14 protein-coding genes are annotated in these 14,458 nt (G+C 67.7%); 9 read left to right on the top strand and 5 right to left on the bottom strand.

What is annotated here, in order from left to right; translation table 11 throughout:
* Nucleotides 1-31 precede the first annotated feature (31 nt).
* The 5 genes from ACT531_RS01925 (at nt 32) to ACT531_RS01905 (ending at nt 5,601) form a co-directional block, all read left to right on the top strand.
* Nucleotides 32-2,479, top strand: a complete 2,448-nt coding sequence (locus ACT531_RS01925) for an adenosylcobalamin-dependent ribonucleoside-diphosphate reductase (RefSeq protein ID WP_476016300.1) — start codon at nt 32-34, stop codon at nt 2,477-2,479.
* Between the two features lie 59 nt (nt 2,480-2,538).
* The gene (locus tag ACT531_RS01920; protein ID WP_476016299.1) at nt 2,539-3,216 is read left to right on the top strand and encodes a nitroreductase family protein; all 678 of its coding nucleotides are present in this window, start codon (nt 2,539-2,541) and stop codon (nt 3,214-3,216) included.
* Between the two features lie 46 nt (nt 3,217-3,262).
* Entirely contained in the window at nt 3,263-3,676 is a 414-nt protein-coding gene (locus tag ACT531_RS01915; protein WP_060984223.1) for a hypothetical protein, read from the top strand.
* Nucleotides 3,677-3,684: 8 nt separating this feature from the next.
* On the top strand, nt 3,685-4,269 hold the full coding sequence (locus ACT531_RS01910) for a hemerythrin domain-containing protein (protein ID WP_476016298.1): 585 nt from the start codon (nt 3,685-3,687) through the stop codon (nt 4,267-4,269).
* Nucleotides 4,270-4,518: 249 nt separating this feature from the next.
* Nucleotides 4,519-5,601, top strand: a complete 1,083-nt coding sequence (locus ACT531_RS01905) for an AbrB family transcriptional regulator (RefSeq protein WP_476016297.1) — start codon at nt 4,519-4,521, stop codon at nt 5,599-5,601.
* Between the two features lie 27 nt (nt 5,602-5,628).
* Here the strand turns inward: ACT531_RS01905 and ACT531_RS01900 are convergent, their stop codons facing one another.
* The 3 genes from ACT531_RS01900 to ACT531_RS01890 all read right to left on the bottom strand — a co-directional run bounded on the left by ACT531_RS01900 (nt 5,629) and on the right by ACT531_RS01890 (nt 8,085).
* The gene (locus ACT531_RS01900; protein WP_476016296.1) at nt 5,629-5,928 is read right to left on the bottom strand and encodes a BTH_I0359 family protein; all 300 of its coding nucleotides are present in this window, start codon (nt 5,926-5,928) and stop codon (nt 5,629-5,631) included.
* A 199-nt stretch (nt 5,929-6,127) separates the two neighbouring features.
* Nucleotides 6,128-7,279: a DUF3108 domain-containing protein gene (locus tag ACT531_RS01895; protein ID WP_476016295.1), complete on the bottom strand. Its 1,152-nt coding sequence runs from the start codon at nt 7,277-7,279 to the stop codon at nt 6,128-6,130.
* Nucleotides 7,280-7,302: 23 nt separating this feature from the next.
* Nucleotides 7,303-8,085 carry an IclR family transcriptional regulator gene (locus ACT531_RS01890; protein WP_015012292.1) on the bottom strand — a complete coding sequence of 261 codons (783 nt, stop codon included), beginning with the start codon at nt 8,083-8,085 and terminating at the stop codon, nt 7,303-7,305.
* A 102-nt stretch (nt 8,086-8,187) separates the two neighbouring features.
* Here ACT531_RS01890 and ACT531_RS01885 point away from each other — a divergent pair, with 102 nt between their 5' ends.
* Nucleotides 8,188-9,198, top strand: coding sequence for a fumarylacetoacetate hydrolase family protein (locus tag ACT531_RS01885; protein WP_476016294.1), 1,011 nt, complete (start codon nt 8,188-8,190; stop codon nt 9,196-9,198).
* A gap of 96 nt (nt 9,199-9,294) precedes the next feature.
* Nucleotides 9,295-10,272 (top strand): Bug family tripartite tricarboxylate transporter substrate binding protein, encoded by a 978-nt coding sequence (locus ACT531_RS01880; RefSeq protein WP_476016293.1) that lies wholly within the window; start codon nt 9,295-9,297, stop codon nt 10,270-10,272.
* 119 nt (nt 10,273-10,391) lie between these two features.
* Here the strand turns inward: ACT531_RS01880 and ACT531_RS01875 are convergent, their stop codons facing one another.
* A complete protein-coding gene (locus tag ACT531_RS01875) occupies nt 10,392-10,805 on the bottom strand; it encodes a VOC family protein (RefSeq protein WP_060985098.1) in 414 nt (137 codons plus the stop codon).
* Between the two features lie 128 nt (nt 10,806-10,933).
* Nucleotides 10,934-11,956: a zinc-binding alcohol dehydrogenase family protein gene (locus tag ACT531_RS01870; RefSeq protein ID WP_476016292.1), complete on the bottom strand. Its 1,023-nt coding sequence runs from the start codon at nt 11,954-11,956 to the stop codon at nt 10,934-10,936.
* A gap of 131 nt (nt 11,957-12,087) precedes the next feature.
* On the opposite strand from ACT531_RS01870, the gene ACT531_RS01865 reads away from it, so the two are divergent.
* Nucleotides 12,088-13,005, top strand: a complete 918-nt coding sequence (locus tag ACT531_RS01865) for a LysR family transcriptional regulator (RefSeq protein WP_476016291.1) — start codon at nt 12,088-12,090, stop codon at nt 13,003-13,005.
* 199 nt (nt 13,006-13,204) lie between these two features.
* The gene (locus ACT531_RS01860) at nt 13,205-14,368 is read left to right on the top strand and encodes an iron-containing alcohol dehydrogenase (RefSeq protein ID WP_476016290.1); all 1,164 of its coding nucleotides are present in this window, start codon (nt 13,205-13,207) and stop codon (nt 14,366-14,368) included.
* Nucleotides 14,369-14,458 lie beyond the last annotated feature (90 nt).

Below are 14,458 nucleotides of genomic sequence, written 5' to 3'. Positions count from 1 at the left end.
TTTCAGCCCGCAACCCAAATCATCGGCCCCCATGAAACGCGAACCCCAGCCCCCTCTCAACCCCACCGCTTCCCTGCAGCCCATCAGCCTGGATGTGCTGAGCGAGAAATACCTCAAACCCGGCGAAACCACGGCCGACGAGCTGTACCAGCGCGTGGCGCGGGCCTTGGCCTCGATCGAAAAGCCGGAGTTGCGCGTCAAGTACGAAGCCCTATTCCTCGCCAATCTGAAGGCGGGCGCCATCGGCGCGGGCCGCATCATGAGCGCGGCGGGCACCGACATCCAGGCCACCCTCATCAACTGCTTTGTGCAGCCCGTGGGCGACTGCATCCAGGGCGTGGACGACGAAGGCTTTCCGGGCATCTACGAAGCCCTGCGCGAGGCGGCCGAGACCATGCGGCGCGGCGGTGGCGTGGGCTACGACTTCTCGCGCATCCGCCCCAAGGGCGCGCAGGTCAAGGCCACGGCCTCCATGGCGTCGGGGCCCTGCAGCTACATGAACGTGTTCGACCAGTCCTGCTCCACGGTGGAGAGCGCGGGCGCACGCCGGGGCGCGCAGATGGGCGTGCTGCGCATCGACCACCCGGATGTGCACGAGTTCATCACCGCCAAGCGCACGCCGGGCCGCTGGAACAACTTCAATGTGTCGGTCGGCGTGTCGGACCCGTTCATCCAGGCCGTGCAGAACAACGCACCGTGGGAGCTGGTGCACAAGGCCCGCCCCGGCGCCGCCCTGCTGGCCCAGGGCGCCCACCAGCGCGCCGACGGCCTGTGGGTCTATGCCACCGTGCCCGCGCGCGAGTTGTGGGACACGATCATGAAGTCGGCCTACGACTTTGCCGAGCCGGGCATCCTGTTCCTGGGCCGCATCAACGAAGACAACAACCTGCACTACTGCGAAGACATTGCGGCGACCAACCCGTGCGGCGAACAGCCGCTGCCGTCGTATGGTTGCTGTGACCTGGGGCCCATCATCCTCACCCGCTTTGTGCGCCACCCCTTTGGCTTTGGGGGCGTGGCCGCGTTTGACTTTGACGCCTTCACCCAGGCCGTGGCGCTGCAGGTGCGGGCACTCGACAACGTGCTGGATGTGACCTACTGGCCGCTGCCGCAGCAGCGTGACGAGGCCATGGCCAAACGCCGCATTGGCGTGGGCTTTACCGGCATGGGCAACACGCTGGCCATGCTGTGCCTGCGCTACGACCTGCCCGAGGGCCGCACCATGGCCGCGCGCATTGCCGAGTGCATGCGCGATGCGGCCTACGCTGCGTCGGTGGACCTGGCGCGCGAGAAGGGCGTGTTCCCCAAGTTCGACGCCACCGGCTATCTGGCCGCAGGCACCTTCGCCAGCCGCTTGCCCGAGTCACTGCAGGCGGCCATCCGCGCGCACGGTATCCGCAACAGCCACCTGCTGTCGATTGCCCCCACGGGCACGGTGAGCCTGGCCTTTGCCGACAACGCCTCCAACGGCATCGAGCCGCCGTTCTCGTGGATGTACAAGCGCAAGAAGCGCGAGTCGGACGGCAGCACCACCGAATACGCAGTGGAAGACCACGCCTGGCGCCTGTACCGCGAGCTGGGCGGCGATGTGAACGCGCTGCCCGACTACTTTGTCTCGGCCCTGGCCATGTCCGCGCAGGACCACATCGCGATGATGGAAGCCGTGCAGCCCTTTGTGGACACGGCCATCTCCAAGACCGTGAACATCCCGGCGGACTACCCCTACGAGGACTTCAAGGACCTGTACCTGCAGGCCTGGCGTGCGCGGCTCAAAGGCCTGGCCACCTACCGGCCCAACAGCATCCTGGGCTCGGTGCTCGAAACGCATGCAGAACCTGCACCAGCGCCTGCCGCCGTGGCAGCGCCTGCGCCCGCTGCGCCGCCCGTGGACCCGATGCGCACCGTGATCGAGAGCCGCCCGCAAGGCGGCCTATCCGCCGTGGCCGAAAAGCTCGAATACTGGACGCAGGAAGGCCACAAGACGCTGTACCTCATCGTGTCCTTCCTGCCCGTGCCTACGGGGGTGGGCAACCGTACTGTGGACCGTGCCATTGAGTTCTTCATGCCTGTGGGCCAGAGCGGCGAGTCGCAGCAGTGGATCACCTCCAGCATGCGCCTGCTGTCGCTGGCCGCGCGGGGCGGTTTTCTGGAGCGGGCGCTGTCGGACATGCGCAAGGTCGCCTGGGACCGGGGCCCCGTGCGCCTGGGCACCCACCGTAAGGACGACGGCACGCTGGTGCCCATGTGGCATGACTCTGAAGTGGCGGCCATGGCCTACGCCATCCAGAACATCCTGGCGCGCCGCGTGGCCGACCCGGTGCAGCAGCAACTGCCGCTGGACGAGCCCACGCCACCGCCCGTGGCCGTGCCCCAGGCCATGGCGGGCAAGAAGTGCAGTGAGTGCGGAGCCCATGCGGTCATCCGCAAGGACGGCTGCGACTACTGCACGCAGTGCGGGCACCTGGGGAGCTGTGGATGAATGGTCGGGTCCCGCATCGGCCTTCCCGGGACACACGGTAAGCATTGGAAGGATTCCCCATGTCTGTCATTCCCTGGCCGTTGAACCCTTCGTCTCGCGCGCAGCCTGCTGCGGCGCGGGCCAGTGCGCCTGACGATGTGGCCGGGCTGGCGGCGGCGTTGATCCAGTCACGCCAGACCATTCTGCCCAAGCGCCTGGGCGGGCCAGGCCCCGATGCGGCCGAGCTGGCGCAGATCCTCCAGGCCGCAGCCCACGCGCCAGACCATGGCCAGCTGCTGCCCTGGCGCTTCATCCTGGTGCCGCAGGCCGCGCGTCCGCCGCTGGCCGATGTGTTTGCGCAGGCCCTGCTGGAGCGCGACTCTGCCGCCACCCCCGAGCAGGCCGAGCAGGCACGCGAGAAGGCGTACCGCTCCCCGGTGTTGCTGTTGGCGGTGGTGGATGCCGAGCGGGGCGACGCCGAGATTGATCTGGTCGAGCGCACCGTCTCTGCCGGCTGTGCCGTGCAGAACATGCTGCTGATGGCCACCGCGCAGGGCTACGGCTCCGCGCTGACCAGCGGCAAGGCGCTGAAGGCGCCCAGCCTGCGGGCCTTGTTCCAGCTGGCGGCCTCCGAGCAGGCCCTGTGCTTCATCAGCATTGGCACCGTGCTGTCGCGCAAGGCGGTGCGTGCACGCCCGGCGGCCGGTGCCTATGTGAGCACGCTGGACGCCGAGCGGGGCGTGGTGCCCGGTTTTTGAGGCGCGCTGGTGGGCCCCAACCTTTCATTGATTGCGAGACCTTTGCATGGATATTTCCAGTTTTGACGACCTGCTGCAGGCTGCACGCATGCAGCCCGAGCCACAGCGCCTGCTGTTCGTCTTCGCGGCGGTGGAACTGCCCGACGACGCCACCCCGGCGCAGCGCGCGCGCTTCGAGGCCGGGCAGGGCGGTGCCCTGGTACCGCTGATGTGCGTGGACAAGACACCGCAGGAGCTGGCATCGTTTGACGCGCTGGTGGCCGAGGCCCGCCAGTTCACCGCCCCGGGCCACGACTGGGCCATCGTGTTTGCGGCGGCGATGTCCGGCACGCTGAACAAGCCGCCCACCAGTGCCGACGCCGAGGCGCCCTTGCAGCGCATGGTGGATGCCATCAAGGGCGGTGCGCATGGGGCGTTCATTCCGTTCGACCGCCAGGGCCACCCTGTGCGGTTTGGCTGAATCGGGCCATGACACAGACTTCCGTACCTGCGTCCGCACCCGCATCTGCTGCTGCGCCACGGCATCTGCCCGGCTTCAGCGCGCCCGCCGTGGGCTTTGAGCAGCCCTTTGCCATGCTGGAGGCCTGCCATGAGCGCGTGCAGCGCACGCTGGGGTTGCTGGGCCGCTTGCGGGAGCATGTGCGGCGGCAGGGCGTGGACCACGACGCCCGCCAGGCCGCGCGCGATGTGCTCCGCTACTTCGATATCGCGGCGCCGCTGCACCACCAGGACGAAGAGCTGCATGTGTTCCCCCTGTTGTTGGCCCAGGCCACGCCCGAGGTCCGGGCGCTGGTCACGCGCCTGCAGCACGACCACGTGGCCATGACCACCGACTGGGCAGCGGCCCGGGCCGGGCTGCAAGCGTTGCTGGATGAAAGCGCCACCGGCTTCACGCCCCAGGACGAGGCCGCGCTGGACCGTTTTGCCATGCGGTATGACGCCCACATCGCCGCCGAAGAAGGCGTGGCCTACCCTGCTGCTGCCACTTTGCTGCCGCCCGCGTCCCTTGCGGCGATGGGGCAGGAGATGGCTGCGCGGCGGGGTGCTATCTGATTGCTATCAAAATATAGCTTCAAGCACATATTCGACTGGCGCAAGAGGCCGCTAGGGCTGAAATTTGGGCGCCAGCTGCCCCAGGGGCTGCTTGGCGCCCGGTGCCACGCGGCCGTTGCCCGGTGGCGATGCCAGCCGTTCCGTCTGGGCAGCGCCTTGGCGGCTGCAGGGCCAGCGGCTCGCGCGATACTGCGGGGTTGCGCGCGCGCCCCGCCGCGCCTGTTTGCCTGCCTGCCTGCCGTTTCCCGTATGCGCCCCCTCTTTATTGTTCGCACCCTGGCCACCCTGGCATTGGCGTGGGCCGCTGCCGCCGCCTGTGTGGCCCTGCAGACCCCGCTGCCCTGGATGATCGGCCCACTGCTGGCCACTTCTGTCGTGTCGATGGCCGGCGGCCCCACCGAAAGCTGGGGCCCGCTGCGCAACGCCGGGCAATGGACCATTGGCGCCGCGCTGGGCCTGTATTTCACGCCCCAGGTGGTCGCGCTGATCGGCGGCCTGTGGTGGGCCATCGTGCTGGGCATTGCGTGGGCGCTGTTCCTGGGCTGGCTGTTTGGTGCGTGGCTTTACCACGTGCATGCGCCCCGCATGCACGGTGTTCCAGCACCGATGCTGCGCGCCACCAGCTACTTTGCCGGCGCGATTGGGGCGGCGTCCGAGATGACCTTGTTGTCCGAGCGCGAAAACGCACGCACCGACCTGGTGGCCGCCAGCCACAGCCTGCGGCTGCTGATCGTTACGGTGACCATTCCGTTCGCACTGCAGTTCAGCGGCCTGCACGGCCTCGATATCCTGCCGCCCACGCTGCGGGTGGTGAACTGGCCGGGGCTGGCGCTGATGGCGCTGCTGACCGGGGCCGGGGCGCTGCTGATGGACCGGCTGGGCCGCGCCAACCCGTGGTTCATGGGGGCGATGCTCGTGTCCATGGGCTTGACCATGGCCGGCCAGAGCCTGTCGGCCGTGCCCCAGGGCATGGTCAACGCCGCGCAGCTCGTGATCGGGGTGAGCCTGGGTGTGCGGTTTCGCGCGGAGTTCTTGCACACTGCGCCGCGTTGGCTGGCGTCGGTGGCGCTGGGCACCGTGGGGCTGATGGGCGTGTGCGCCCTGTTCGCCGGTGCCCTGGCCTGGGCCACGGGGCTGCCCTGGGTCACCTTGCTGCTGGGCACCTCGCCCGGCGGCATCACGGAAATGGCCATCACGGCCAAGGTGCTGCAACTGGGCGTACCGGTGGTGACTGCGTTCCAGGTGTGCCGGCTGATTGCTGTGCTGATGCTGGTGGACCCGCTGTACCGGCGGATTTATCCGCGCGGAGCATCCGAGGGTGCGGCGGGCTGACCTGAGGCACGGGCCTTGGTCGTGGCGTCAGTGCACCACCACCGGGTGTTGTGCCAGGCCCGCATAGCGGTCCAGCGCGTCTTCCACTTCTTCCTGGGTCGGCGTGTCGCGCTGCCAGGCCAGGATCTGTTCCTGGAACATCTCGGCCCAGGAGCCGTCCAGGTACACCTCCTTGCCGGAGCGCTTGTCCACGATTTCGAAGCCGTGGCGTGCAAGCTGGGGAACGGCAGGGGCAGTGTCGTTGAGCACCTGGGTGCTCTTTTTCTCCACGGCGTCGGGCAGCATATGGACCACCACGAAGGATTCTGAGTCGTAGAGCATGTGCATCGTGTTCCCCTTGTCGATATAGATGTCAGATGACAGCGGGTGCGCAGAGTTCAAGGCCCCGGGATAAGCCACGGTTTTTGTTCCCTGCTGCGTTGCAGTATTTCATGAAAAACGGAGCACGCCGGGTTCGTGGGGCTTTTTTGCCCGGATGGCGTGTGGGCGCAACACTCCGTGCAGCGCAAGCGATCGCAGGCAATGCTCAGGGCGGGCCGCTGGCACGCAGCAGCAGGTCGGCGAAATCGCCATTGGCCTGGGTGAGCTTGATGCGCACGGGCAGGTAGCCCAGCCCCGGGGCCACCCAGAGTTCGGCCTTCTGGTCGTAGTCCTTGCGGGGCAGGCGCAGCAGCTTGAGGGCGGGCGTGGGCCCGGCGGGCAGGTCCAGGGTTTCGGGGCCTTCCACGGTGAAGGTCCAGCGGTCGGCACTGCGGGCGCTCACCGTGGTCAGCGTGATCTGGGTGCCGGGCACAAATCGGCTCGGGTCTGCGGCCAGCATCGCGCCCAACTGGATGAACAGGCTCAGCCGGTCCTGCACGCCGGGGCCTGCCGCCGCGTCGGGCGTGTTGGCGCTGAAGGTGACGCGGCCCTTGGCGTAGTCAAAATGCGCGGCCTGCTCGCTGCGGGATTTGTCGGAGAACTTCTCGGGCAGCAGTCCTTGCTCCGTGACCGTGCCAACGCTGCGCTGCGTGCGTGTGCCGACCAGGAAGGCGCTGATCTCCTGGCGCGCCTCGTAGCGGTTGCCGTCGTGCTGCCACAGCAGCTCGGCCCGGGCGCTGTAGGCGAATTTTTTGGCCTGGCCGCTCACATCAAACGCGAGGCGCGTGGGGGCAGGCATGCGCACGGGGGGCGGTGGGGCGCTGGCACTGCGGCCGGTGCCTCCGGGCGGGCGGATGTCCACGCCCGTGCCGGTTTGTGTGTCCTCGGTGGCCGGCTCTGCAGGGGCGGCTGGAGCCGAAGCTGCAGGTGCGGGCGCCGGAGCGGTATCGGTGGCAGGCGTCTCAGGGGGGGCACTGGCCACGGTGGTTGCGGCACCAGTGTCTGCAGGCGCCTCGGCCTCTGCGACGGGAGCCGCTGTCGGTGCGGGTTCGGGACGGTCCAGGGCCGCAGGGGCTGGGGGGCGCTTGGGGGAAGGCGCCTTTTTTCGGGGCGCAGGTTGCGGTGCGGCAACCGGCACGGCGGTCACGCCGGGAGGCGCCACGGTTGGTGGGGGCGGCGCGGGTGCGATGCTGCGTGTGCTGAACACCTGGCTGGACGGCTGCGCGGGGCTGTCCCAGGCCAGGGGCACGCCGCTGAGCACCAGCCAGTGCAGGGCCAGCACCAGGGCCGTGATGAAAACCAGCGCGCGCCGTGGCATTTTGTCCGTGCGTGGCGGGGCCGTCAGGCGCTGCCCGCGCCCAGGTCGCTGGACAGCTGGGCCGCCGCCGCGCGCAGCGGCGCATCAATGGCGCCGCCCCATTCAGGGTCGAAGGTTGCGATGGAGCCCAGCGTGGTGATGCCCAGCTCCAGGTGGCCGTCGGCGTCGAACACCGGGGCGCAGAAGGCGACGATGCCGGGCAGCAGCGTGTCCACCACGCGGGCGGCGCCGCGCTCGCGCACCTCGGCCAGCAGGGTATTCACTTCGGCCATGGTGGCTGGCAGGTCGGTGCGGCGCATCTTGACGGCGCGGGCCAGTTCTTCTTTCAGCAGCGGCGCCACCACCTCGGGCGACATGAAGGCTGCAAAACACCGGCCCGTGGCCGACGACAGCAGCGGCATCACGTCGCCCAGGCGCAGGTTGGCGGTGACGGCCTGGGGTGATTCCTCCCAGTGCACGATGGTGGGGCCGTGGTTACCCCACACGGCCAGTGCCAGGGTGTGGCCGATGGTTTCCATCAGCGCGGGCATGCGCTCGCGGGCCAGGCGCACGCCATCGAGCCGCGTCAGCGACGCCAGCCCCAGCTTGAGCGCGGCGGGGCCCAGGTCATAGCGCGCGGTGCGCGGGTCTTGCGTGACCAGGCCCAGACGCTGAAAGCTCACCAGATACCGGTGCGCCTTGGCCGCGCTCATGCCCGCCGAGGCGGCCACATCCTTGAGCATCAGCGGCCCGCGCGAGCGGGTCAGCCCCTCCAGCAGGGCAAAACCCACCTCGACCGATTGAATTCCTGCACGTTCTTTGTCCATGTGCACTAAAATTTGCGAGTTTTGTTTAGTTAAATCAATTTACCCAAGCGTAATTCGTGTTGGGTGAAACCTTCAACCCCTTGAGACAAAGGTCCTGCCACCATGAAACTCGCTACCTACAAAGACGGCTCGCGCGACGGCCAACTGGTTGTCGTCTCCCGCGACCTGGGAACGGCCCATTATGCGACCGGCATTGCCAGCAAGATGCAGCAGGTGCTGGACGACTGGGGCTTCATCTCGCCCCAGCTGCAGGACCTGTACGACCAGCTCAACAGCGGCCGCGCGCGCCATGCCTTCCCGTTTGACCCCGCCCAGTGCATGGCCCCGCTGCCCCGCGCCTACCAGTGGGCCGACGGCTCGGCTTACATCAACCACGTTGAACTGGTGCGAAAAGCGCGCAACTCCGAAGTGCCCGAGAGCTTCTACACCGACCCCCTGATGTACCAGGGCGGCAGCGACGACTTCATCGGCCCCTGCGACGATGTCGTGGTGCCCAGCGAAGCCATGGGCATCGACTTCGAGGCCGAGATCGCCGTCATCACTGGCGACGTGAAGATGGGCACCAACGCCGACCAGGCGCTGGACGGCATCCGCCTGGTGATGATTGCCAACGACGTGAGCCTGCGCAACCTGATCCCGGCCGAGCTGGCCAAGGGTTTTGGTTTCTTCCAGAGCAAGCCCGCCACCGCCTTCGGCCCCGTGGCCGTCACACTGGACGAGCTGGGCGACGCCTGGGACCACGGCCGCGTCAACCTCACCGTGCAGTCCACCTGGAACGGCCGCAAGGTCGGCATGTGCGACGCGGGCCCCGAAATGACCTTCCACTTCGGCCAGCTCGTTGCCCACATCGCCAAGACGCGCAACGTGCGCGCCGGCTCCATCGTGGGCAGCGGCACCGTCAGCAACAAGGGCGTGGAGCAGAACGGCCGCATGGAGTGGCCCAAGGGCTACAGCTGCATCGCCGAAAAGCGCTGCATCGAAACCATCCAGGACGGCAAGCCCAGCACCGACTTCATGAAGTTTGGCGACACCATCCGCATCGAGGTGAAAGGCAAGGACGGCACCAGCATTTTTGGCGCCATCGACCAGACCATTGCCGCACCGGCCGCCTGAGGCCCCGCAGAGCAAATTTTGAATAAAAACGGCTGCATGCGCTAGAGGAATATGCGCTTGCAGCTATCAAATTCATAGTATCAAGGAGACAACCCCATGCAACGCCGTACCCTCTTGTCCGCCCTGGCCGCCGCAGGCGCCACCACCGCCGCGCCCTGGGCCGCCGCCCAGTCCGCCTGGCCCGACCAGCCCCTGCGCTGGGTGGTGCCGTACCCCGCCGGTGGCGGCACCGACGTGCTGGCCCGCACCGTGGCTGAGGCCATGCGCCAGACGCTGGGCCAGCAGATCGTGGTGGACAACCGCCCTGGCGCATCCACCAACATCGGCGGCCAGATGGTGGCCACGGCCAAGCCCGATGGCAACACCTTCATGTCGGCCGACAACGCCATCCTGGCCTACAACGAACACCTGTTCACCAAGCTGCCGTTCAACCCTGAAAAGGACTTCACCTACGTGGGCGGCATCAGCCGCTTTCCGCTGGCGCTGGTGGTGCACCCGGCGTTTGAAGCCAAGACGGTGAAGGAATTCCTCGCCTACGCGCGCGCCAACCCTGGCAAGCTCAACTACGCATCGCCCGGCAATGGTTCGCCACACCACCTGGCGATGGAGATGTTCAAGAACCGCACCAAGACCTTCCTCACCCACATCCCCTACCGCGGCGCCGCGCCTGCGCTGCAGGATGTGATGGGCGGCCAGGTGCCCTGCATGTTCCTGGACCTGGCCGCCGGCCTGCCCGTGATCACCTCGGGCAAGGTGCGCGCGCTGGCCATCGGCTCGGCCAAGCGCGTGGCCGCGTTGCCCGACGTGCCCACGCTGGCCGAAGCCGGTGTGCCCAACACCGAGGTGTTCGCGTTCCAGGGCATCCTGGCGCCCGCCGGGCTGCCCGCCGCCATCACCACACGTTTGAACACCGACCTCAACAAGGCCTTGCTCAACCCCGCCGTGGTCAAGCGCATGAACGACTTTGGCATGGAAGCCCTGCCCGGCACGCCCGAGCAGTTCCGCGCCATGGCGCGCGCCGAGTCCAAGCGCTGGGGCGAGATCATCAAGGCGGCAGGCGTCAAACTCGACTGACCCCCTGGGCGGCTGCGCCGCTTCCCCCCACGGGGACGCACCCGGTGGCCTGGCAAAGTCAGTTCCACGGGTGCACTCGCCTGGCGACGCGCCCTCTGCGGAGGGTACAGCGGTGTTTCTTACTCCGGCAGGTGGCACACCGCTTCGATGTTGTTGCCCTCGGGGTCGATGACAAACGCGCCGTAGTAGTTCTCGTGGTAATCGGGCCGCAGGCCCGGGGCTCCGTTGTCTTTGCCCCCGGCTTCCATGGCGGCGCGGTAGAAGGCATCGACCTGGGCCCGCGTGGTGGCCCGCCACGCCAGGTGGCAGCCCGTGGTGGCGGGCGGGCCACCGTAGGGCGAGGGGCCGTCAATGAACCATACATCGGCCTTCTTGCCGTCGGGCTCGGACGGCGCCGGGTAGGCAAAGCCCAGCATGTTCGAGCCGTAGTTGCCCTCAAAACACAGGCTGTAGCCCAAAGGCGCAAGGGCGGCGGTGTAGAACGCCTTGGTGCGGGCGATGTCGGTGACGCGGAAGGTCATGTGGTCCAGCATGGGAGGTCTCCTCGGGTTGTGAGCCCCGTTTTATACCCAAATACTGTTTATAAATACAGTATTTTTGCAACCTGACACACCATCCACCGCGTTGATGGCGCTGCACCCCTTGCGTGGCCCGCAGTTCGTCAGTTCCACCCTTCCTGCACCAGCTTGCCCCGCGCCTTGCCGCTCTCGATGAGCGCATGTGCGCGCTTGAGATTCTCGGCATTGATGGTGCCAAAGCGTTGGTCCAGCGTGGTGCGGATCAGCCCGGCGTCCACCAGCTGCGCTACCTCGGTCAGCAGGCGGTGCTGGCCGATCATGTCGGCGGTGCCGAACAACGCACGCGTGAACATCAGCTCCCAGTGCACCGACACCGACTTGCGCTTGAACTTCGTCACGTCGAGCGACACCGGGTCGTCGATCAGTGCGAACTGGCCCTGGGGCGCGATGGCCTCCACGATCTGGTCGAAGTGTGCTTCGGTCTGCGTGAGGCTCACGATGATGTCCACCGTAGGGTGGCCGATGCGGGCCAGCTCCTCGGTCAGTGGCTTGCTGTGGTCGATGACGTGGTGGGCGCCCAGGTCGCGCACCCACTGCTGCGTTTCGGGGCGCGATGCGGTGCCGATGATCGTGAGGCTGGTCAGCCGCGCTGCCAGCTGCGTGAGGATGGAGCCCACGCCGCCGCTCGCGCCGATGATGAGCAGGGTCTTGTTCGTGGGCTGCTTGCCGGGGGCCACGCCCAGGCGGTCGAACAGCAGCTCCCATGCGGTGATGGTGGTCAGCGGCAACGCGGCGGCCTCGGCAAAGTCCAGAGACTTCGGCGCGTGGCCCACGATGCGCTCGTCCACCAGGTGCAGTTCGCTGTTGGTGCCGGGGCGGGCGATGGAGCCTGCGTACCAGACGCGGTCGCCGGGCTGGAACAGCGTCACCTCGGGCCCCACGGCGCGCACGATGCCGCTGGCGTCCCAGCCCAGCACCTTGTAGTCGGGGCCGTCACCGCTGCGTGAGCTGCTTTTGCGCACCTTGGTGTCTACGGGGTTCACTGAGACGGCATGCACTTCCACCAACAGATCGTGGCTCGTGGCCACCGGGTCGGGCAGGGTGATGTCGAGCAGCGACTCGGGGTGGTCGATGGGGTGAGCGGTTTGGTAGCCAACGGCTTTCATGGGGAGGTCCTGATTGTCAAAGAAGGGTGCCCCGATGATGGGTTTTGCGAAATTGTTTTTAAATGGGGTGCTGATTGAATCCATCTTCAATCATTGTTTGTAAATAAACCCATCCGCACTCAAGGCACGCCATGAAAAGCCTGCAAGACCTCGACATCTTTGTGCGCACCGTGGACAGCGGCAGCCTCTCGGCCACGGCGCGTGCGCTGGACCTCACGCCCGCCGCTGCGAGCGCCGCGCTCAAGCGGCTGGAGGCCGAGCTGGGCGTGGCGTTGTTCGTGCGCTCTACGCGCAGCCTGCGGCTCACGCAGGAGGGCGCTCTGTTCCTGGAGCATTGCCGCCCCGCGCTGGCCGCGCTGCAGCAGGTGCAAGGCCAGCTAGCAGGCGGGCGCGCCGGTGGCTTGCGCGGCACGCTGCAGCTGGCGGCGCCGTCTGACCTGGGGCGCAATGTGCTGCTGCCCTGGCTCGATGCCTTCCAGGCCGAGCACCCCGGCATTGACCTCCGCCTGCAGCTGGCCGACCGCGTGGCCAACGTGTACAGCGAGCCGGTGGACGCAGCCTTTCGCTACGGCAAGCCGCAGGATTCGAGCCTGGTCGCACTGCCGCTGGCCGCCGACCACCGGCGTGTGCTCTGCGCGGCGCCCGCCTACCTGGCAGCGCACGGCATGCCCGACACGCCCCACGCACTGGCCGCACACGAGGGCCTGTGCTTCATGCTGGGCGAGGACGTGCACGACCGCTGGCGCTTCTGGGACGCCGCTGGTCAGGAGGTCGTGGTGCGCGTGCGCAGCCGCAACGTGGCCAACGATGGCGATGTGGTGCGCCGCTGGGCCGTGCTGGGCCGGGGCATTGCGTACAAGTCGTACTTTGATGTGGCTGATGATCTGGCCGCCGGGCGGCTGGTGCCGCTGTGCCCTGGCTGGACCACCGAGGCCGTGCCGCTCTTTCTGGTTGCCCCCAGCCGCCGCCAGTTCACGCCGCTGGTGCGGGCACTGCGCGACTTCGTGGCCGGGCGCCTGCAGGCGCTCATGGAGCGGGCGCCACGCTGAGCGCTAGCAGCAACCGCATGCGCTGCGCCGACCTGCTGCACGAGGCTCTGCCAGCAGCAGGGCTATCGCACACGCGACCGGCGCCGCCCACCCGTGCGCCGCACAATCGCGCCTTTGCTGCCGCCACCGAGAGCGGCGCACCCGCTGCGCAGCCAAATGCCCGGTGCTGCGGCAACGCCATTGACGGAGAAAGACGATCATGCTGAATTTCGACTTCCACAACCCCACCCACATCGCCTTCGGCCAGGGGCGCATTGCCGACTTGGCCAAGCTCGTGCCCGCTGCCGCCAAGGTGCTGATCCTGGTGGGCGGCGCCAGCGCCGAAAAGACCGGTACGCTGGCCGAAGTGCGCGCCGCGCTGGGCGAGCGCCAGCACGCCACCTTCAGTGGCATCGAGCCCAACCCGAGCTACGAAACCTCCATGAAGGCCGTGGCGCAGATCCGCGAAGGCGGTTTTGACTTCTTGCTGGCCGTGGGCGGAGGCTCGGTGATCGACGCCACCAAGTTCATCGCCGCCGCCGTGCGTTTTGAGGGCGCCGACCCCTGGGCCATCCTCGAAAAACACGGCCGCAATATCCAGGGGGCGATGCCATTCGGCTCGGTGCTCACGCTGCCCGCCACGGGCTCGGAGATGAACAACGGCGGCGTCATCACCCACCGTGCCAAAGGCGCCAAGCTGTCGTTTGGCAGCGTGCACACCTACCCGGTGTTCTCGGTGCTCGACCCCACTAAGACCTACACCCTGCCGCCGCAGCAACTGGCCAATGGCGTGGTGGATGCGTTTGTGCACACGGTGGAGCAGTACCTGACCTACCCGGTCAACGCGCCCGTGCAGGACCGATTTGCCGAGGGCATCCTGCAGACGCTGATCGAGGTGGGCCCGCGCCTGCTGACAGCGCAAGAGCCCGTGTATGACGACCGTGCCAACCTCATGTGGGCCGCCACCATGGCGCTCAACGGCCTGATTGGCGCGGGCGTGCCGCAGGACTGGGCCACGCACATGATCGGCCACGAGCTGACGGCCCTGCACGGCATCGACCACGCGCGCACCCTGGCCATCGTGCTGCCCGCGCTGCTGAACGAGCGCCGGGTGGCCAAGCGCGCCAAGCTGTTGCAGTACGGCGAGCGCGTGTGGGGCATCACCACCGGCACGGATGACGAGCGCATCACCGCCGCCATCGAGCGCACGCGCGACTTCTTTGAAAGCATGGGCATCGCCACGCGCCTGTCGGGCTACGGCCTGGGCGGCGACACGGTGACCGCCGTGGTGGCGCAGCTCGAAGCGCATGGCATGGTGACCCTGGGCGAGCAGCGCGAGATCACGCCCGCCGTCAGCCGCCGCATCCTGGAAGCCGCGCTGTAATCGGCTGCGGGCTGTGGTGGGGAGGGGGGGCGCACATGCGCTCGCCCTCTCCACAACGCATTTCACGCCGCACAGCCGCGTTTCGTCGCA

This window comes from Acidovorax sp. DMC1 (assembly GCF_056314325.1).
This window is presented reverse-complemented; position numbering and strand designations above follow the sequence as displayed.